Origin of the sequence: Streptomyces sp. MMG1533 (assembly GCF_001279775.1) — a bacterium.
Lineage (GTDB): Bacteria > Actinomycetota > Actinomycetes > Streptomycetales > Streptomycetaceae > Streptomyces.
Genome location: NZ_LGDG01000134.1, coordinates 107,492 through 125,825, shown reverse-complemented (window position 1 = coordinate 125,825; position 18,334 = coordinate 107,492). Strand labels below are relative to the sequence as shown.

The 18,334-nt window shown below is 66.0% G+C and carries 23 protein-coding genes and 1 tRNA gene; 18 read left to right on the top strand and 6 right to left on the bottom strand.

What is annotated here, in order from left to right:
* The first annotated feature begins 79 nt into the window (after positions 1 to 79).
* From ADK57_RS15950 to ADK57_RS15935, 5 genes are all read left to right on the top strand, one after another.
* The gene (locus ADK57_RS15950) at positions 80 to 697 is read left to right on the top strand and encodes an ATP-binding protein (protein ID WP_199830592.1); all 618 of its coding nucleotides are present in this window, start codon (positions 80 to 82) and stop codon (positions 695 to 697) included.
* 167 nt (positions 698 to 864) lie between these two features.
* Entirely contained in the window at positions 865 to 1,914 is a 1,050-nt protein-coding gene (locus ADK57_RS15945; protein WP_063785958.1) for a glycosyltransferase, read from the top strand.
* A 47-nt stretch (positions 1,915 to 1,961) separates the two neighbouring features.
* Entirely contained in the window at positions 1,962 to 2,135 is a 174-nt protein-coding gene (locus tag ADK57_RS49925; RefSeq protein WP_159050070.1) for a hypothetical protein, read from the top strand.
* 12 nt (positions 2,136 to 2,147) lie between these two features.
* Entirely contained in the window at positions 2,148 to 2,750 is a 603-nt protein-coding gene (locus ADK57_RS15940; protein WP_053750113.1) for a class E sortase, read from the top strand.
* Positions 2,751 to 2,803: 53 nt separating this feature from the next.
* Positions 2,804 to 3,547 (top strand): TetR/AcrR family transcriptional regulator, encoded by a 744-nt coding sequence (locus ADK57_RS15935; protein WP_053750112.1) that lies wholly within the window; start codon positions 2,804 to 2,806, stop codon positions 3,545 to 3,547.
* A gap of 465 nt (positions 3,548 to 4,012) precedes the next feature.
* Here ADK57_RS15935 and ADK57_RS15930 read toward each other — a convergent pair whose 3' ends face one another.
* The gene (locus ADK57_RS15930) at positions 4,013 to 4,321 is read right to left on the bottom strand and encodes a hypothetical protein (protein ID WP_053750111.1); all 309 of its coding nucleotides are present in this window, start codon (positions 4,319 to 4,321) and stop codon (positions 4,013 to 4,015) included.
* Between the two features lie 466 nt (positions 4,322 to 4,787).
* On the opposite strand from ADK57_RS15930, the gene ADK57_RS15925 reads away from it, so the two are divergent.
* Positions 4,788 to 5,906: a DUF262 domain-containing protein gene (locus ADK57_RS15925; RefSeq protein WP_063785957.1), complete on the top strand. Its 1,119-nt coding sequence runs from the start codon at positions 4,788 to 4,790 to the stop codon at positions 5,904 to 5,906.
* A 10-nt stretch (positions 5,907 to 5,916) separates the two neighbouring features.
* Complete coding sequence (locus ADK57_RS49920) at positions 5,917 to 6,576, top strand: MAE_28990/MAE_18760 family HEPN-like nuclease (RefSeq protein WP_159050069.1); 660 nt, start codon at positions 5,917 to 5,919, stop codon at positions 6,574 to 6,576.
* Between the two features lie 209 nt (positions 6,577 to 6,785).
* On the opposite strand, the gene ADK57_RS49915 is transcribed toward ADK57_RS49920, so the two are convergent.
* Both ADK57_RS49915 and ADK57_RS15920 read right to left on the bottom strand, forming a co-directional pair.
* Positions 6,786 to 7,637 (bottom strand): DUF6602 domain-containing protein, encoded by an 852-nt coding sequence (locus ADK57_RS49915; RefSeq protein WP_234390206.1) that lies wholly within the window; start codon positions 7,635 to 7,637, stop codon positions 6,786 to 6,788.
* 395 nt (positions 7,638 to 8,032) lie between these two features.
* A complete protein-coding gene (locus ADK57_RS15920) occupies positions 8,033 to 8,497 on the bottom strand; it encodes an NUDIX hydrolase (RefSeq protein WP_053750109.1) in 465 nt (154 codons plus the stop codon).
* Positions 8,498 to 8,515: 18 nt separating this feature from the next.
* Between ADK57_RS15920 and ADK57_RS15915 the strand changes: the two genes are divergently transcribed.
* The 10 genes from ADK57_RS15915 (at position 8,516) to ADK57_RS15870 (ending at position 15,622) form a co-directional block, all read left to right on the top strand.
* Positions 8,516 to 9,295, top strand: a complete 780-nt coding sequence (locus tag ADK57_RS15915) for a GntR family transcriptional regulator (RefSeq protein ID WP_053750108.1) — start codon at positions 8,516 to 8,518, stop codon at positions 9,293 to 9,295.
* A gap of 139 nt (positions 9,296 to 9,434) precedes the next feature.
* A complete protein-coding gene (locus ADK57_RS15910; protein ID WP_053750107.1) occupies positions 9,435 to 9,788 on the top strand; it encodes a hypothetical protein in 354 nt (117 codons plus the stop codon).
* 2 nt (positions 9,789 to 9,790) lie between these two features.
* Positions 9,791 to 11,146 (top strand): FtsK/SpoIIIE domain-containing protein, encoded by a 1,356-nt coding sequence (locus ADK57_RS15905; RefSeq protein ID WP_053750106.1) that lies wholly within the window; start codon positions 9,791 to 9,793, stop codon positions 11,144 to 11,146.
* A gap of 81 nt (positions 11,147 to 11,227) precedes the next feature.
* Positions 11,228 to 11,902: a DUF2637 domain-containing protein gene (locus ADK57_RS15900; protein WP_053750105.1), complete on the top strand. Its 675-nt coding sequence runs from the start codon at positions 11,228 to 11,230 to the stop codon at positions 11,900 to 11,902.
* 20 nt (positions 11,903 to 11,922) lie between these two features.
* Positions 11,923 to 12,114, top strand: a complete 192-nt coding sequence (locus tag ADK57_RS15895) for a mobile element transfer protein (protein WP_053750104.1) — start codon at positions 11,923 to 11,925, stop codon at positions 12,112 to 12,114.
* Positions 12,115 to 12,313: 199 nt separating this feature from the next.
* Complete coding sequence (locus ADK57_RS15890) at positions 12,314 to 12,625, top strand: hypothetical protein (protein ID WP_053750103.1); 312 nt, start codon at positions 12,314 to 12,316, stop codon at positions 12,623 to 12,625.
* Positions 12,626 to 12,713: 88 nt separating this feature from the next.
* On the top strand, positions 12,714 to 12,899 hold the full coding sequence (locus ADK57_RS15885) for a hypothetical protein (protein WP_053750102.1): 186 nt from the start codon (positions 12,714 to 12,716) through the stop codon (positions 12,897 to 12,899).
* Positions 12,892 to 14,271, top strand: a complete 1,380-nt coding sequence (gene repSA / locus ADK57_RS15880) for a replication initiator protein RepSA (protein ID WP_053750101.1) — start codon at positions 12,892 to 12,894, stop codon at positions 14,269 to 14,271. The genes ADK57_RS15885 and repSA overlap by 8 nt, the downstream gene beginning before the upstream one ends.
* On the top strand, positions 14,268 to 14,456 hold the full coding sequence (locus ADK57_RS15875; protein WP_053750100.1) for a helix-turn-helix domain-containing protein: 189 nt from the start codon (positions 14,268 to 14,270) through the stop codon (positions 14,454 to 14,456). The genes repSA and ADK57_RS15875 overlap by 4 nt, the downstream gene beginning before the upstream one ends.
* A complete protein-coding gene (locus ADK57_RS15870) occupies positions 14,456 to 15,622 on the top strand; it encodes a site-specific integrase (RefSeq protein ID WP_053750099.1) in 1,167 nt (388 codons plus the stop codon). The genes ADK57_RS15875 and ADK57_RS15870 overlap by 1 nt, the downstream gene beginning before the upstream one ends.
* 77 nt (positions 15,623 to 15,699) lie before the next feature.
* Here the strand turns inward: ADK57_RS15870 and ADK57_RS15865 are convergent.
* The 3 genes from ADK57_RS15865 to ADK57_RS15855 form a co-directional block, all read right to left on the bottom strand.
* Positions 15,700 to 15,773 (bottom strand) — tRNA-Pro (locus tag ADK57_RS15865).
* A 34-nt stretch (positions 15,774 to 15,807) separates the two neighbouring features.
* On the bottom strand, positions 15,808 to 16,593 hold the full coding sequence (locus ADK57_RS15860; protein ID WP_053750098.1) for a Pr6Pr family membrane protein: 786 nt from the start codon (positions 16,591 to 16,593) through the stop codon (positions 15,808 to 15,810).
* A 171-nt stretch (positions 16,594 to 16,764) separates the two neighbouring features.
* Positions 16,765 to 17,691, bottom strand: coding sequence for a metallophosphoesterase (locus tag ADK57_RS15855; protein WP_053750097.1), 927 nt, complete (start codon positions 17,689 to 17,691; stop codon positions 16,765 to 16,767).
* Positions 17,692 to 17,785: 94 nt separating this feature from the next.
* Here ADK57_RS15855 and ADK57_RS15850 point away from each other — a divergent pair, with 94 nt between their 5' ends.
* Positions 17,786 to 18,250 carry a GatB/YqeY domain-containing protein gene (locus tag ADK57_RS15850; RefSeq protein ID WP_053750096.1) on the top strand — a complete coding sequence of 155 codons (465 nt, stop codon included), beginning with the start codon at positions 17,786 to 17,788 and terminating at the stop codon, positions 18,248 to 18,250.
* Positions 18,251 to 18,334 lie beyond the last annotated feature (84 nt).

The window sequence follows — 18,334 nt, the reverse complement described above, 5'->3', positions numbered from 1 at the left end:
AAGGCTGAGTCACCTTCCGAGCGTAGGGCCGCCTGACGATTCTTGAGTACGGAACGTGACGACTCGTGTACGTCGCGAGATGTCCCAGGGCTCGACCGGCAAGGACGGACAGGCTGTGCAGACAGGAACGACCACCGCGGGCGACGGACCCCGAAGGACCGCCGAAACCCCTGTGCCGGAACCCGTCGAGCTCGACGGCGAGGCCACCGAACACCCCACACTCACAGCGCAGTTCACCTCGTCGACCCGAGGTGCGCGGCTCGCCCGACGCCTCGCAGTGCGGCGCATGGAGGAGTGGGGGTACCCGCCGGCGTCGGATGCATCGTGCACGGTCGCCCTTGTCGTCGGCGAACTCGCCGCGAACGCCGTACAGCACGGCCGCGTACCGGGGCACGACTTCCGCCTCCGGCTCTGCCTCGACGAGGCATCGGGCCTGATCCGGATCGAGGTGGCCGACGCGGCCGCCGCGAAACGGCCACCCGCCGCCCCACCCTCCTCACACCCCGACGGCGAGTCGGGCCGCGGCCTGCTCCTGGTGGACTTCCTGGCCGTGCGCTGGGGCTCGACGCCTCGCGATCCCGTGGGCAAGACGGTCTGGGCGGAGGTGGCGGCGGCCGCGGTGCCCAAGCCGATCGGCGGGTGGGACTTGATCGACACCCGAGCGGCGAAGCGGCCAAACCTTGACATTACACTCTAAGTGTCATATGTATGGATACATCGTAAACTTACGAGCGCAACACAGATAGGGCGACGAGAAGACAGCCCTCCAGCCGCACGGATGACGTGGTGATCGACATGGCGACGAGTTGCAACCGACCCTTCCCGAGCCCCCTTTGCAGGCAACCGGAGCCGGGAGTCCCGAGGGTGACGGCGCTCGTTCCCGCCTACAAGGAGGCGGGCTCTCTGCCCCGCGTCCTCGATGCGCTGCGGATGCAGACACGTCCCGCGGACCGCGTCATCGTGACGCTGGATCCGCACCAGGACAGCGGTCGAACCGAAGAACTGGAGCGAATCGCCCGAGAGGCGGGTGCCGAAGTCTGGCATTCGGTCGGCAACAAGCACAAGAAGGCCGGCAATCTCAACGGAGCGCTGGGCAGATTGCTGCCGAACATGGCAGACGACGACGCAATCCTCATCCAGGACGCCGACACCTATCTGGATCCTCACTTCATCGAGGTGACCACCCGGAAGTTGGGGCAGGGCTACGGCGCCGTGGGCGGGAACTTCCGGGGTCGTTCGGGTGGCAGGCTCTGTGGCGTCTTCCAACGCAATGAGTTCGCCCGGTACTCCCGGGACACGGCTCGAAAGAACGGCAAGGTACTTTGCCTGACGGGCACGGCCTGCCTTTTCAAGGCCGGCGCTCTGAAAGGTGTACTCGCCGCCCGGGAATCCGGTCTTCTGCCACCGGCCGACGGAGTGTACGACACGAAGGCACTGACCGAGGACAACGAGCTCACGCTCGCTCTGAAGCATCTCGCATTCCGCATAGTCGCTCCGGCCCGCGCGACCATGAGTACTGAAGTCATGGAAACATGGCGAGCCCTTGCGAAGCAGCGGCTTCGCTGGAAGCGCGGAGCGCTCGAGAATCTGATCGGCTACGGCGTGACTCGTTACACCGCAGAAGGTTGGGTCAGGCAGGTCGTGGCTTTCCTCGGGGTATCCGTGTCGACCGCATACATCGGTTCGGTCCTGTGGTTTCTCGCTGCTGGATCTGGCCTGAAAATTGCTCCGTTCTGGATTGTCTTCACCGGTTTCTACGCGATTGAGCGGGCGATCACCGCAAAATCCAGGGGCTGGCGTGTGTCGATTGCCTCGATGCTGGTCATACCGGAATGGTTCTACGACCTGTTTCTGCAGGGAGTGCACCTCCGTGCGCTCGTCGATACAGCTCTTCAACGAGAGCGAAACTGGTAATTCCAAGCGGTCCCTGGAAAGAGACCGAACAGACAGAGGAGACAATCATGGTTAACTACGCAGGCGCAGGGACCACAGTGGGCGGAACCAGCGCGGCAGGGGTACTGCCCCTCACCGGCGGCCCGGGCAGCGTCTGGTTCTGGATCGTGGTGTTCGTTCTGATCTCGGCGGGATTCGCTGTTCTGCGGCTGTTTCCCCGAAGGATCAAGGACGACGCCTGACCGGGGTCGGACATGAAAAGGGCAAGTCAACTTCTGGGTATCGGCCTGATACTCGTCGGTTTGCTCCTGGGGGGTTTCATGATTCTCCAGACCCGGCATTCGGACAATCAGTACAGAGCCGCCCAGCAGACACTGCACAAAGAGATCAAGGCGAAGATCCAGACGTCGGTCGAGGTCCCTCGCGAAGGCGGCGCACTCGCGACGCTGAGGATTCCTCGATTCGGCTCGGACTATGACCCCGTGATCGTTGAGGGCGTGTCTCGGAGTGCTCTTGAGAAGGGCCCCGGGCACTTTCCGGGGACGGCCATGCCGGGCGAAATCGGCAACTTTGCGATTGCCGGTCACCGTACGGGGTGGGGACAGCCGTTTCATCGGCTGCAGGGCCTGACAAAGGGCGACGAAATCAAGGTCTATCGGCACCGTAAGACATACACATACCGGGTCACCCGGGCCGAGGTCGTCAAGCCCTCCGACGTCGGCGTCGTGCTTCCCGTTCCCAACAGGCCGGGCGTCAAGCCGGACAAGGCTCGGATCACGCTCACCACCTGTACGGACCGCGCTTGGAACGGCACATACATCCACCGGCTCGTCGTATGGGGCGAGTTGGAGAAATGATCATTGGGTGCCGTCGGCTCCGGCGCCGCGTCGAGCCTTGAGGAGGCAGGCGAATGGCGAACGAATCAGCCGCCGGCCCGGATCGATCCGGCGACCGCGGGCGTCCCGCGAGACTCAGCCGTGAGCGTGTCCTGGCCGCCGCTTTGGAACTGGTGGATCGCGAAGGCCTCTCCGCACTGAGCATGCGTCGGCTGGGAGCCGATCTAGGCGTGGAGGCCATGAGCCTTTACCGCTACGCGCCCGGCAAGGAAGCTCTGGTGGACGGGCTGGTCGAGGCCCTCTACCTGCAATTGGAGGACCGTCTCGACCAGGCGCCCGTCCCGACCGCGGCACCGGCCGCGGAGCCTGCCGCCGGTGACTTCGAGCAGCGAGCCGAGCTGCAACGCATCGCCCTGGCCACGTACCAGGTCTGCCTCGACCACGCCCAGGTGGCTCCGCTGCTGTCCACCCGCATGATGGCGGTCCCGCTGGCCCGCAGGCCGCTGCCCGTCCTCAGGGATCACGAACGGGTGCTCACCCTGCTCCGGGACGCAGGCCTGGACGAGGCCCAAAGCGCCACAGTCCTCCGCGCCTTCACCGCCTGGGTGCTCGGGTACATGTCGGTGGAACTGCGCGCCATGGTGGACAACCCCGATGAACCGGACCCCGCATTCCGGTTCGGCCTGCATCGCCTTCCCGCCCAGGACCTGCCCAGGCTGCGCGAGAGCACCCCCACCCTCGCCGAACGCGGCGGCCCGGAGGGCCTGGCCGCCGGGTTGGACGCACTGCTCGACCGCTTCGCCGGGCCACACGAGTAACACCCTCCGGCGGCATACGGGCCACCGGTATCCGGCCGTGCCCGCCGCTTCGCCCGCGTCCTGGGGCGGTCCCGTTCTCCCTCAGTCGAGCCCATGCGAGCTGCAGTCAATCGAGGCCAAGGTCCGATGCAGAGACCTGTACCGCTGTCCGGAGTCGGGTACGGCGCTCAGCCCGCGAGGACGCTGAAGCCGACCGCGAGCAGACGGCTCCCAAACGGCTCCAAAAAGGCCCCAGAAACCACTCAGGGACCCGACCCGCTAAGCGGATCAGGCCCCTGACCTGGTGTTACAGCTGTCGGGGTGGCGGGATTTGAACCCACGACCTCTTCGTCCCGAAGCAACTTGGACGGGCCCTCAACCTCGGGTCGCTGTGCCTTTCACCTGCTGGGATGGTCCGCAGGTGACCGTGCGCGTCCGCCGTTGTACGTCGGCGTTGTCACGCAGTTAGACACTCACCCTGGTTCGCTAGGCGGGATCGCCACTGTGCCCGTACGCCATGGCTGCGCGGCAGGCATCTAGATGTTCAGGGCAACCGAAGTACTCCTTGGGTCGCTTGAACAGCCCAACACTCTTGGTCACTCGGTAGTCCGGCAAGTCGGTGCAGCCCTTGACGTCGCAAGAGGGCGCACGATCTGCGTCCGGGATGCGGTACCAGTCCATAGAGGTCACGTCGCGCGTCCTGATGCCGGCAGCACGGAGGTCGGCATCAGTGCCATAGAGGATCCGTTGGGTGCGGATCAACTGGCCGTTGATGAGTTCGCGCTGCTGCTCCATACGGGGACCTTACTGAAGACGACTACCTTCATGGACCTACTCGGCGATAAGCACCCTGATCCAACCCGACAGAGAGAAAAACCCCATCTTGCCTGAGGTCCACCCTTGGGTGGTAACCCGTTTGGTCGGGGGGCTGTGACCTGGGGGTTCGCGGGCAGCGGCTGTGCCTCGTCTGTCACCGTCGGTTGTCGTGGTCGCCCCTGGGTACCCTCGCACGGCCCGGAGACGGCCCTGGAGCTAGTCACCTCGCATCCGATGCGGGGCAGACAGCGACTGCTTCACCCGTCACCCAGCGGCATGGGCGCGCCCCTGAGTTGCTCACAAGTAGGCCGTTCGGCCATCTCTGCCGCTGAGCGCTACGCACACCCAACGCCCCCGGAGAAGCAGTGCCCGAACCATGCTCTCTGGCGCTCCGGGATGGAATGATGACCTGAGCCACGGGCTACCGGAGTAGAGAGAGCGCGACATGACCCTGCAAGACGAGATCGAGGCTGGCCGCTCAACGGTTAAGGCAGACGCCTACGCCATGTCTATCGGCGAAATCGTGAACCTCTACCGAGACCGCGAATTGGTAATTCGTCCTGAATTTCAACGACTCTTTCGCTGGAGCCCCTCAAAGAAGTCGCGGTTGGTAGAGAGCATTCTACTAGGTATCCCTCTCCCCTCGATCTTTGTCATGCAGAGGCACGATGGAGTATGGGAAGTGATCGACGGTTTGCAGAGGCTGTCAACGATCCTTGAATTCATGGGAGAACTACGAGATGAAGAGAAGGGAGAGTTGCTGCCCGCAAGCGAACTTCACGGGACGCGCTATCTCCCTTCTCTAGACGGTTTGACCTTTGAAGGCGTAGACGAAGGAACCAGCCTGACGCCTGGCCAGCGAGTATCCTTCAAAAGGAGCAAGCTCGACTTCAAGATTCTCTTGCCGGAAAGCGACGAAAAAGCGAAGTACGAGCTCTTCGATCGCCTGAACTCGGGCGGCGAGGCTCCGTCGGCTCAAGAGGTCAGGAACTGCCAGCTCATCATGATGAATCGTGACTTCTTCCTCTGGCTGGAGGAGTTGCGGAAGGATCAAAATTTCACCGCCTGTGCGCTAATCTCCAGCCGGGCAGCAGATGAGCAATACGATCTGGAGCTTGTCTGCCGTTTCCTGAGCCTCATCTCAAGCACACTCCAGGAGCTCAAGGAGATGGAGAGTGTCGACCTGTTCTTGACAGAAAAGATGCTCAGCTTGGCAAGCGAAGCGAGTTTCGACAAAGCTAGCTGGGGTAAGGTCTTTCGCGATACCTTCTCCCTCCTTGCCGAGTCACTGGAATCAGAGTCCTTTAGGCGATACGACGCCTCAAAGGAAAAGTTCCTCGGCGGGTTTTCGGTATCAGCTTTTGAGGCCATCACGATCGGTGTCGCAACCAACCTTCAAGCATGGCAGCGACTAGATGAAAGCCCTCGGTCGACATCGGTCCGCGACCGGGTGGAATCCATGTGGTCGGAAGAGTTCTTTCGATCGCAGGCTCGGGGCGGCGTACGCGGAACCACACGCATCCCCGTGACCATTCCTGCCGCTAAGGATTTCTTCCGCCCCTAAGGCCGACTAAATGAAGATCCGCACGACGGAGAGTCTCTACGACCACATTTCAGCTGATCTTGGCTGGCGAAAGAAAGAGCTTAGCGTATTCAAGGGGCAAGTCGAGAGAGCAGGGTTCGGGGTTCGTCCAGCACTTCTGAGGGCATCAATTGCCCTCCTCTACGCTCACTGGGAAGGGTTCGTCAAGAATAGCGCACACGCCTACCTCTGCTACCTAGCTTCTCTCAAGTTGACCTACCTGCAGCTCAGGCCTGAGCTGGCAGCGCTCGCCATGAGAGCGAGACTTGAAGAATTCGAAACAACTAATAGGTCACAGATACACACAACCCTCATTCGGGATATTCGCGAAAATGCTTCATCCCGAGCCAGGATTCCAACCAGCCGCGACGCAGTGAGAACTTTTTCAAACCTCAACTACGATCGACTGTGCGACATCCTATGCTCCGTGGGTTGCGACTTTTCCCGCTACTCTGTTTACCAAGATCTAATCGATGAGCAGCTACTAGCGGCGCGGAATAAAATCGCTCACGGAGAGGAGGACTACATCAGGCTCACTGACTGGGATGACGTGAGGGTAGAAATCATCAAAATGATGGACGATATCTCGAATCAGGTCCTCAATTCCGCGACACAAAAAAGCTATCTCGCCGAGCATGGCCCCAAGCAATAGGTATTCCAGAATAGTTCGGCGGAGCGGCTTTGGACTGGAGCTGCTTTGGGGCGAGTGATCATGGCCCCGCAAGCTTCCGACGAGTCGGGCAGTCTGTGGACCTGCTCGTTAAAGCACGATGTTGAGGCCACCGCCTTAGAGGAACAGGCCGGGAACATCGCTGCGATTTTATTGCGAGATCGACGTAGTCTAACCGGGTGATGGCTAGGCTAGTAGAAGAGATCGACATGCCTACGCTTGCTATTGAAATCTGTCCAGATGCGGAGGTTACTCGTCGCCCAGGAGCCGATTCCTTCAAGGCCTGACATTCCAAAATACGACGCCAACCCGCGATACTTTTCATCGAGATAAGACAGGCGCCGTAGCGTGTAGGTGACCATTCTCCCGATAGGTGATGTGTCGGTACCGGACTTTCCGTTTAGGTTGACAAATGCCGGACCGGAGTAGTAACTAACTACTCCTGGACCGTAGTAGTCCTCATCCCACTCCGTTCGAAGAGTCCATGAGCCGAGGTCGGCGATGCACACAAAGTCTAGCGAGTTGTTCGGGTGTTCAACATGAGCGCTGCTGGCCTCAGCAAGTTTGCCGGAGATTATTTCTGCGACTTTTGAACTATCGCTTCCCCACGAGTGAGAGTGTGCCACGAGTCCGTAAATAACTTCCTTTCCGTGCGCTTTATAGATGGCCTCCTTCGCGCGACTGGCGCTCGCGATTGTCTTCTCAATGTGATGCGCCTTTAGGGTCGTCTTACATTCAAAGATGGCCATAACCTCGGAGGCGAGGTGCATTTTCTTGACGAGCATCCCGTGCGGATACGAGGCAGACAAGGCCACTATGTCAACTTGATCCGTTGCCTCCCCGCTGCCGCAAAGAACCCGCCCCTTCGTCGCGATCTGCAGATCCCCTGGAAGCCATTTTCTGAAAAGTGAGGCCCAATTCTCTTCGCCTTCATCTCCAGCGGTTCCAGGATCTTCGGTGGCACGTAGGCGGATTCGCTCGTACTCCAGCTGCATTTCCATGGTGGCCTGCTTGAAGTAGGAAACTAGCTCCTGCTGACTCACTACCATCCCTTTCCCGTTCGGACTGGCCGCTGGATCGATTTTGACAGCGAACGTGCACGTGTGCCGGATGACGAGGTCGGTGGAGCGGCTTTGGGCTGGAGCTGCTTTGGGGCGAGTGATCATGGCCCCGTAAGCTTCCGGCGAGTCGGGCAGTCTGTGGACCTGCCCGTTAAAGCACGACGTTGGGGCCATGATCTTAGAGGCTCGCCCCAAAGTGGCTGCCTAAAGCCGTGGAGCCGACCGCCCCAGCCACAGAGGGTGTCGCCCACGTTCTGCCCGCAGCCGCCGAGCGCGCCGCCGGGCGCGGCCAGCCGGGGCGAAGACAGAGGCAGGCCGCGCCGTCGAGGCGGCGCGCGCCCGCGCCGTGCGCGGGCCTTGATGAAGTAGGGAAAGTTCTATCCCGCTGGGATGAGGCGCTTGCCGTCGTGGCTCCGCACGTGAGGGCCGTTGCCATCCAAGGCGTCCAAGAGCCTGATCGCGAAGACCTCGGACATGCGCTCCGAGACTTCCTCGGGCGTGAGCCATGAGACTGCCGTCGACTCACTCGACGTGCGCTCCCTGCCGCCGGATGGCTTGCAGCGGAAGACCAGGGCCACGATGCCTCGGGTCGTGTTCTTGTAGACGCCGGTGAGTTCGTCCACCTCGACGTGGATGCCCGTCTCCTCCAGGACCTCACGGGCTACGCCCGTCTCGGGGGTCTCGTCGAGTTCGAGTACGCCGCCGGGGAGCTCCCAAGTGCCGTTGTCCGCCCGGCGGATCGCCAGGAGGCGGCCGTCTTCGCGCACCACTACTCCGGCCACAGATACGGAGTGCAGCGGCGGTGACGTTGCTTCCTGTGATTGACTCATGTACAGGAGCATAGGAGGAAGAGAAGGACTATGGGAACTGCGGTAGGAGGAGAGAGGTCCGTACCTCGGTACGTACAGATCGCCGAGGAGATCGTGCAGCAGATCCGGGCGGGGATCCTCAAGCCTGGTGAGATGGTGCCGAGTGAGTCGGATCTCGTCGAGCGCTACGGCGTCTCGGGCGGCACGATCCGCAAGGCCATGGTCGAGGTGCGCGCGAGCGGGCTCGTCGAGACTCGGCACGGTAAGGGCTCGATCGTGAAGGATCGGCCGCCGGTACGGCACCGCTCCTCTGATCGCTTCCGGCGCTCGCTCCGGCAGGGCGGCAAAGCCGCGTACCTCGCCGAGTCAGAACAGTCCGGCGCCACGGCCAAGGTGAGCGTCATCTACATCGGCCCGATGGAGGCCCCCGAGGATGCGGCCCAACGGTTGGGCGTCTCCGCCGGCACTCAGGTGCTCGCCCGGCGACGGCTCTACTTCCGCAACGGCACCCCGGTTGAGACCGCGACCTCGTACCTCCCGTGGGATGTCGTCAAGGAGATCCCCGAGTTGTTCGCCGAGAATCCCGGCGGTGGTGGGATCTACGCCCGACTCGAGGACCACGGCCACGAGTTCGCCGAGTTCGTCGAGACGCTGCAAGCGCGCCCGGCCTCCAAGGCGGAGGCGTCCGAGCTGGCGCTCAGCCCGGGTGCGCCGGTCGTTCACCTGATCCGTGAGGCCCGTACGACCGAGGGTCTCGTCGTCGAGGTCTGCGACACGCTCATGGCCGCTGACCAGTTCGTTTTCGAGTACCGGATCCCCGCCGCCGACTGACGCGCACTCAACTCCCCGCAGCCCGTCGTGAGTTCTTCTTCGCGGCGGGTTGACTCATGTATAGGAGTGAGGCACTCTTCTTCATGTCACTCATGTACATGAGTGCCGGAGTCCAACCTCTATAGAGGAGTGAACTGCTGTGCGTCAGATTCCCGTCGACACCTCCAACGCGACCGTGATGGTCGCCAAGGCTCCGCAGCCGAAGGTCAAGGACCGCCGCACGGGTGAGATCGCCATCGACAAGGACGGTGTCACGCTGATGACCGTGGAGGTCATGTTCTCCACGCCCGACGAGGTGGAGATCCTCAAGCTCACCGTCCCCCAGCCCGGCGTCTCCGAGGACCTGGCCATGGGCACCCCGGTCGCGCTGACCGGCCTGGTCGCCTCGGCATGGGAGAACGAGTTCAACGGGCAGAAGCGGCACGGCATCGCCTTCCGCGCGGTCGCCGTCACCTCGCTGGCGGCCGGTGCCTCGAAGCCCAAGGCGGCCTGATCATGACCTGGTTCATGGTCGCGCTGGTGTTGGTCGTCGCTGCCGCAGTCATCCTGCGGTGGCGGCGCCCCGCCTGGTACTGGATGACCTTCGGGGTCACCCTCGCCGCCCTGCGGGTCGCCTTCCGCTACACCTCCGTCATGGACGCCTGCGGCCTGACCGTCCCGCCCTCCCGCTGGCGCCTCACCCTCGCCCGCATGACCAACCGCCCCGTCCCCGAGTCCCGCGCCCCGCGCATCCTGCGACTGCGGCCCACCCGGACCGGCCTGGTCCTACGGCTCAAACTCCGCCCCGGACAGGACGCCTTCGACGTCTCCGCCGCCACCGACCGGCTGCGCCACTCCTTCGGCCTGTACGGCGTCACCTCCCGCGAACTGCGCTCCGGCATCGTCGAGTTGCGCATGACCGGCTACGACGTCCTCAAGCGGGTGCAGATGCCCGCCAAGACCGGCTCGGCTCCGATGCGCATCCCCGTCGCGCTGCGCGAAGACGGTGCCGTCCACTACCGCGACTACCGCACCGTCCCGCACGGACTCACGCTCGGCGCCACCGAGTCAGGCAAGTCCGTCTACCAGCGCAACCTGGTCGCCGGGCTCGCCGCGCAGGACGTCGCCCTGGTCGGCATCGACTGCAAGCAGGGCGTCGAACTCTTCCCGCTCGCCCGCCGCTTCTCCGCCCTCGCCGACAACCCCGACACCGCCCTCGAGCTCCTCGAAGCACTCGCGTCCCACATGGAGGACGTCTACCAGCTCATCCGCGCCCAGCAGCGCATCAGCGTCAACGTCCCGGACGCGGAGATCGCCGCCGACATCTGGGACCTGCCCGAGGACCTGCGCCCCGTCCCGGTCGTGGTCCTGGTCGACGAGGTCGCCGAACTCGCCCTGTTCGCCACCAAGGACGAGGAGAAGCGCCGGGACCGCATCATCACCGCGCTGGTCCGCCTCGCCCAGCTCGGCCGCGCCGCCGGGATCTACCTGGAGATCTGCGGACAGCGTTTCGGTTCCGAACTCGGCAAGGGCATCACCATGCTCCGCGCCCAGCTCACCGGCCGCACCGCCCACCGCGTCAACGACGAATCCTCCGCCAACATGGCCTTCGGCGACATCTCCCCGGACGCCGTCCTCGCCGCGATCCAGATCCCCACCGACACCCCGGGTATCGCCGTCACCGGCGACGCCTCAGGCGGCTGGGCCCGCATCCGCGCCCCGCACACATCGCTACGCGAAGCCGTCAACATCTGCAACAAGCACGCCGAGCGCACCCCGGACCTGCCCGCCCTGGCAGCCTTCCGCCCCGCGGTTACCCCGCTGCCCTCGGCCCGCGTGCCGCTGTCCAAGACCGCGCCCGCCACGGCCTGACAACTCCCGCAATCCGGTCGGCGCGACTGCCTCGCGCCAGGTCCCTACCCCCGCCATGCCTCATCACCGGAAGGAGCCGTGATGGCCCGCCCCGCCCTCCGCATCGACGCCGTGCTCGTCCAGGCCGTCATTGCCGGGGCACTGTCCTTCGCCCACCTCCACGACCTCGCCGCCGCTGCCGGACAAGACGGCTGGAAAGCCTGGGCCTACCCGATCTCGGTTGACCTGCTCCTGGTCGCCTCCTGGCGGCGGCTGCGCTCCGAGGGCCCGTCCCGGCTCGCCTGGTGCTGGTTCGTGATCGCCCTCGTGGCCTCGCTCGGCGCCAACGTCGCCACCGCCGGGCTCCTTGACCTCCAGCAGGTTCCGGCCTGGCTGCGCATCCTCGTCGCCGCCTGGCCCGCCCTGGCCTTCATGGGCGGCACCCTCCTCGCCCACTCCACCGCAGACCACCCGGCACCCGAAGTGCCGGCCACTCCATCCGACCCCGAACCGGTCGCCTCACCCGAACCGGTCGCCTCACCCGAGCCGGAAGCCATCCCGGCCGCCGTGACTGACGCCGAGGAAACCCCCGCGCTTCCGGCTGCGAAGCCCGTCACCGCTGCGCCCGCTGTCCCGGCCGCGCTGGTCGACCACGCCCGCAAGGTCGCCGACGACCACCACGCCCGCACCGGATCGCCGATCGACACCGACACCCTGCGCGCCCGCCTCGGCGTCCCGCCCCAGCTCGCCCAAGCCATCGCCGCCCAACTCACCTGAGCCGAAAGGAAACGACCTCGATGCCTGCCCGCGATCACTTCCACTCCGTCATGCGGATCGGCCCGGTGCAGATCGGCACCCACCGCGACCGCCACGGCCACACCAAGCACGCCGCCGTGTGCACCAACGACCGCTGCGGCTGGTCCGCCGACTACTCCAGCCAGACCGCCGCCCAGCTCGCCGCCCGCACCCACCGCTGCACCGCCCGCTAGGAGGCCACCACCCATGGACGTCCCGCTCTGGTTCGCCCTCGCCGTCGTCGGCTACCTCGTACCTCGGCTGCAAGCTCATCCGCCCGCCGCTCTGGCTGGTCCTGGTGCTCCTCCTCGGCGGCTACCTCATCGCCGACAGCCTCCTCGCCCCGGTCATCGATACCGCCATCAAGTAACCGCCCGCGAAAGGAGATCCACGATGCTCCGCCCCAAGCTCCCGGTCATGCCCCAGCCCACCGGCCTCGTCACCCCGCCCGCCGTCGTCGAGCCGACCACCGTCATCCAGTCCGCACCGGTCACCCCCGTACCCGCTGCGGTGCCTGCCCGGCCTACCGTCCAGCTCACCCCGGGCGCCGTCGTGGCCCTGATCGGTGGTGGGACGGCCGTCGTCCTGGTCGTCGGCGCGGTCCTGGTCTCGATGCTCCTCGCAGTCGCCATCACCGGCGCGTCCGTCGCCGTCTGCGCCCTGGTCATCCGCTCGCTCATCAACAGCGAGGCAAAGCACCGCTGACCGGCCCCCGGGCGGCCTCAACCGCCAAGTCTCCGCCGCCCGGGAGCCGTGCCCCACTCCGATCTCGCAACCGAAGGGAACCCCCAGCATGACCGACCGCACCCGCCCGCCGTCCCGCATCTGCCCGGACTGCGACGGCCAGGCCTCCGCCGCCATCACCCTCGGCGGCCGCGACCACCAAGGCCACCTGCGGACCATCGCCGCCCACTGCCCGGCCTGCCACGGGACCGGCACCACCCGCCGTACGCCCGTCAGGGAGGGCGCCCGTGCCTGACACGCTGCTCGATCCGACCACCCTCGGCGACCTGCTGAGGGTGGCCTCGGCCGCCGACTTCGACCGCTGGCACGAGCAGGTCCGCCGCACCGGCGGCTGCGCCGACCCGATCCACCTCACCGGCTGGACCCTTACCAAGGACAAGACCACCGGCGAGACCCTGCACCACTACTCCACCGAGAACGAGCCCGGTGGACGCCTCCGCGTCGCCTGCGGCAACCGCCGCGCCTCCCGCTGCCCCTCCTGCGCCTTCACCTACGCCGGAGACACCTACCACCTCATCCGCGCAGGACTGGCCGGAGACGACCGCCGCGACATCCCCGCCACCGTCCGCGATCACCCCCGGGTCTTCGCGACCCTCACCGCCCCGTCCTTCGGCCCGGTCCACAACCGCCCCGACAACGGCACCTGCTGCTGCGGCACCCGCCACCCCGCAGACGACCGCACCCTCGGCACAGCACTCGACCCGGCCACCTACGACTACGCGGGAGCCGTCCTCTTCAACAACCACGCGGGCAGCCTGTGGCAGCGCTTCACGACTCGGCTCCGCCGCGAGATCGCCGCCCGCGCCGGACTTACCCGCCGCGAACTGGCCGATCATGCACGCATCTCGTACGGCAAGGTCGCCGAGTTCCAAAAGCGCGGTGCCCTGCACTTCCACGCCGTGATCCGGATCGACGGCCCCGAGGGACCCGAGACACCGCCTCCGTCCTGGGCCACCGTCGACCTGCTCGCCGACTCGATCCGCGCCGCCGCCGCGCACTCGTACACCTCGGTCTCCGCGCCGGCCGTTTCAGACCAGCCTGCCCGAACCTTCCGCTGGGGCACCCAGCTCGATGTCCGCCCGGTCAAGGCCTTCGGCGACGGCTCCGACATCACCGAACAGGCCGTCGCCTCCTACGTCGCCAAGTACGCCACCAAGGCCGCCGAGAACACCGGCACTCTCGACCGCCGCATCGGCGAGCTCTCCGAACTCGACCGCCACCAGGTCCCCGACCACACCCGCCGCCTGATCGAAGCGTGTAAGCGGCTCGACCCCCTCTACCCGGACCGCCGTATCTGGGCCTGGGCTCACATGCTCGGCTTCCGCGGCCACTTCTCCTCCAAGTCCCGGCGCTACTCCACGACGCTCGGCGAACTCCGCCAGGCTCGCGCCGACTTCCGCGCAGCCCAGGAACGCGAAGCCCTCGGCCTGGACGACCGCGAGCCGGACACCGTCCTCGTCCTCGCCGACTGGCAGTACGCCGGACACGGCCACACCCCCGGCGAATCCGCCCTCGCCGCCACCATCGCCCGCGACGTCCAGCACAACCGCGAAACCGCCCGCGAAGCCCTACGCGATGAACTCGCCCTGGAAGGAGCCGCAGCATGACCACTGCCACCTCTGAATTGCTGACTGTGTCCGACGTCATGGCGCGGCTCAAGGTCGGCCGCTCCAAGGTCTACGACCTGATCCGCTCGCACCGGCTCGCCTCCATCAAGATCGATGGTGCTCGCCGCATACCTGCCGACGCCGTACGCGACTTCATCCAGAACCAGCTGGCGGAGGCCGCCTGATGACCATGCGTCGGAGCCGTGGTGACGGCGGGCTGCACTGGGACGAGAAGAGACAGCGTTGGATCGCCACGGCGAACCTCGGCTTTGATCCGAGCGGCAAGCGCATCGTTCGGCGGGGGAGTGGCAAGACCAAGACGGAGGCGAAGAACAAGCTCAAGGAGGTGTTGCGGGACTACGAGGACGGTCTCGCCATCGCACCCACGAACTACACCGTCGCCGACGCTGTGAACGACTGGCTCGCCTACGGTCTGGCAGGCCGCGACGCGCGCACAGTCGAGAACTGCACCTATCTGAGTCAGAAGCACGTCATCCCGGCACTGGGTGCCCGGAAGCTGCGCGACCTGAGCGCGGAGGACGTCGACCGCTGGCTAGCGGCCAAGGCCAAGATCCTCAGCACTCGCACGCTTCAGGCCGTCCACTCCTGCCTGAACCGCTCGGTCAAGCGAGCCCTGGCCCGGGACAAGGTCAAGCGCAACGTCGTCGAGCTGTGCTCCGTCCCCCAAGGGCAGGCAGGACGCCCGTCGAAGGCGCTCACCTTCGCCCAGGCCGAGGCCGTTCTGAGGGCTGCCGAGGGGACCTCGATGCACGTGTACATCGTCGTAGCCCTTCTCACCGGTGCCCGCACCGAAGAACTCCGAGCCCTTACGTGGGATCACGTCTTCCTCAGGGGTCAGCCGGACGCCGACCCGCCACAGCCTCCGCACATCGCCGTTTGGCGCTCGGTCCGTCGCGGCGGAGACACGAAGACCCGGAAGTCCCGACGAACGCTCGCTCTGCCGGCACGTTGTGTCGAGGTCCTGTGGCAGCAGTTCGAAGAGCAGGGCTGGGAGCGGCTCGCCGCTGGCGACAGCTGGGAGGAACACGGGTTGGTCTTCTCGTCGGCCGTGGGTAAGCCTCTCGATGCGACCAACGTCCGCCGTGCCTTCCGCCAGGCGCTCAAGGAGGCCGAGGGGATCAATGCCGACGACTGGACGCCCCGGGAGCTCCGCCACAGCTTCGTGTCGCTGCTTTCCGATCGCGGCGTCCCCCTGGAGGAGATCTCCCGACTCGTCGGCCACTCCGGCACGGCCGTGACCGAGGAGGTCTACCGCAAGCAGATTCGCCCCGTGATTCAGACTGGCGCCGTGGTCATGGACGGCATTTTCAAGCGCGTTCCGGAGCGGTAGTCACGCAGATAGACACGCAGCAACGCCAGAGGGCCCTTACCTACCCGGTAAGGGCCCTCTGACCTGCTACTTAGCTGTCGGGGTGGCGGGATTTGAACCCACGACCTCTTCGTCCCGAACGAAGCGCGCTGCCAAGCTGCGCTACACCCCGATTGTCGCTGCTTGTCGCGGCGACGTCGTTTACTTTAGCCCACCGGTGGCTGGAGACGAAATCCGGTTTTCGCACGGTGGCGGACGGGGTTCGGGCGGGCGTGGTCGAGGGCCACGAGGAGGACGGCGAGGGCGTAGAAGGTGAGGCCGAGGAGGAGGGCGTTGACGAGGATGCTCTTGTAGCCGTGGAGCTCTACGTCCAGGAACGGGTAGAGGTAGCGGTCCGGGGCGCCGGGAGTGAGCAGTTCGCCTCGGGTCAGGGAGAACACCAGGTAGGCGAGCGGGTAGAGCAGCCATGTGGCGGCCTGGCGCAGATGCAGGCGGCCGGGGGGCGTCAGGAGGAGCCAGTCCAGGAGGGCCGCGACGGGGACCACCGTGTGCAGGACCTGGTTGGTGATCGCGTGCCAGCCCGTGGGGGTGGCCGCCTCGCCGGTCAGGGGGAACGGGCTCGCCTCGTTCGCCAGCAGCAGGTGGTACATCAGGCCTGTGATCGTGACGTAGAGGAGGGTGGCGCCCGTCAGGGCGGACGGCAGGGGGCGGCGGGCCGCCCACGCCTGCCGGGCCGAGAACGGCATGACCAGCGCCAGCAGGATGCTGCTCTGGATCGTGAAGTGGCTCAGAACCCGGACCGGGCTGCCGAGAAGCAGGTCGATCGTCACGGCCCCGGCTGCCACCAGGGCGACCAGCAGGCGGAAGACGGCGGCCAGGGGGCGGCGTGCGGGGGCCACCACCGCCGCGGCGGGGACGGTTGAGGGCAACAGCGCGGGCATGCCCGGGACGGCGGGCAGGTCCGGGATGTCCCTGGGTATCGGGGCGGTCATGCCCTCACGCTAAGCAGGGCTGACAAAAGGGGCGATACGGGCGGTCCGTGCGGGTTACCGCTGCCGCGGCCCCCTCACCAGCAGGACTACTCCCGACCCACGCAGGACTACTCCCGACCCACGCAGGACTACTCCCGACCCACGCAGGGACTACTCCCGGCCCGAGAAGGACTACTCCCGGCCCACCAGCGTCAGCAGAGTCGCCTCCGGCGGGCATGCGAAGCGCACCGGCGTGTAGCGGTTCGTGCCGCAGCCGGCCGAGACGTGGAGGTACGAGGTACGACCCTCCGCCTTGTGTGTGGACAGGCCCTTCACGCGGTCCGTGTCCAGGTCGCAGTTGGTGACGAAGGCGCCGTAGAAGGGGAGGCAGAGCTGGCCCCCGTGGGTGTGGCCGGCCAGGACGAGCGGGTAGTCGTCGGCCGTGAAGGAGTCCAGCACGCGAAGGTACGGCGCGTGCACCACGCCCATCGAGAAGTCGGCCGACGTCGACGGGCCGCCGGCCACCTGCGCGTAGCGGTCCCGCCTGATGTGAGGGTCGTCCAAGCCGGTCAGCTCCACCGACACGCCCTCGACCTTCAGCGCACCGCGCGTGTTCGTCAGGTTCAGCCAGCCTGCCGCGTCGAAGCCGTCCCGCAGGTCCTCCCACGGGTTGTGGATCGCGTTGACGGCGGGCACGTTGCCGTTCAGGCCGTGGCGGCCCTGGGCCTTCTCGAACAAGTACCGGGCGGGGTTGCGGAGTTTGGGGCCGTAGTAGTCGTTGGAGCCGAAGACGTACGCGCCCGGGAACTCCATCAGCGGGCCGAGCGCGTCCAGCACCTCCGGCACGCCCTCCTGATCGGAGAGGTTGTCCCCGGTGTTGATCACGAAGTCGGGGCGCAGACCGGCCAGCGAGCGCAGCCAGCGCTGTTTCTTGCGCTGGCCGCCGACCATGTGGATGTCGGAGACCTGGAGTACGCGCAGCGGGCGCATCCCGGCTGGGAGGACGGGGACGGTCACCCGTCGGAGGCGGAACGAGCGGGCCTCGAAGCCTGCCGCGTACACCAGACCGGCGGTGCCGGCCGCCACGATTCCCAGGGGTACTCCGTATCGCGAACGCATACACCCATCGTGTCAGACCGCCGAAGTGCCCCGTGCCCCACCGCCCCTTAAATGAACGGGCATCCGGGGCGCGACACCTGCGACAATCAAACCCATGACCACGCTCAAGTCGAAGCTGCAGGAAGACCTCAACGCCGCGATCAAGGGGCGCGACGAGCTCCGCTCCTCGACGCTCCGGCTGACCCTCGCCGCGATCACCAAGGAGGAGGTCGCGGGCAAGACCAAGCGCGAGCTCTCCGACGACGAGGTGCAGAAGGTGATCACCCGCGAGGCGAAGAAGCGCCGCGAGGCCGCGGACGCGTTCGCGCAGGGTGGTCGTGCCGAGTCGGCCGAGCGGGAGAAGGCGGAGGGCGAGGTCCTCGCCGCGTACCTGCCCAAGCAGCTCGGCGACGAGGAGCTGAACGCCATCGTCGCCCAGGCCGTCGAGGAGGCGAAGGCGGCCGGCGCCGAGGGGCCGCGGGCCATGGGCGCGGTCATGAAGATCGTCAACCCGAAGGTCGCGGGCCAGGCCGAGGGCGGCCGCGTCGCCGCCGCGGTCAAGAAGCTCCTGGCGGGCTGACCGACACCGGTCACCTCACGCAGAACGGCCCCTTCACCGCCGTACGACAGATGCCTGTACGTACCGCAGGAAGGGGCCGTTCCA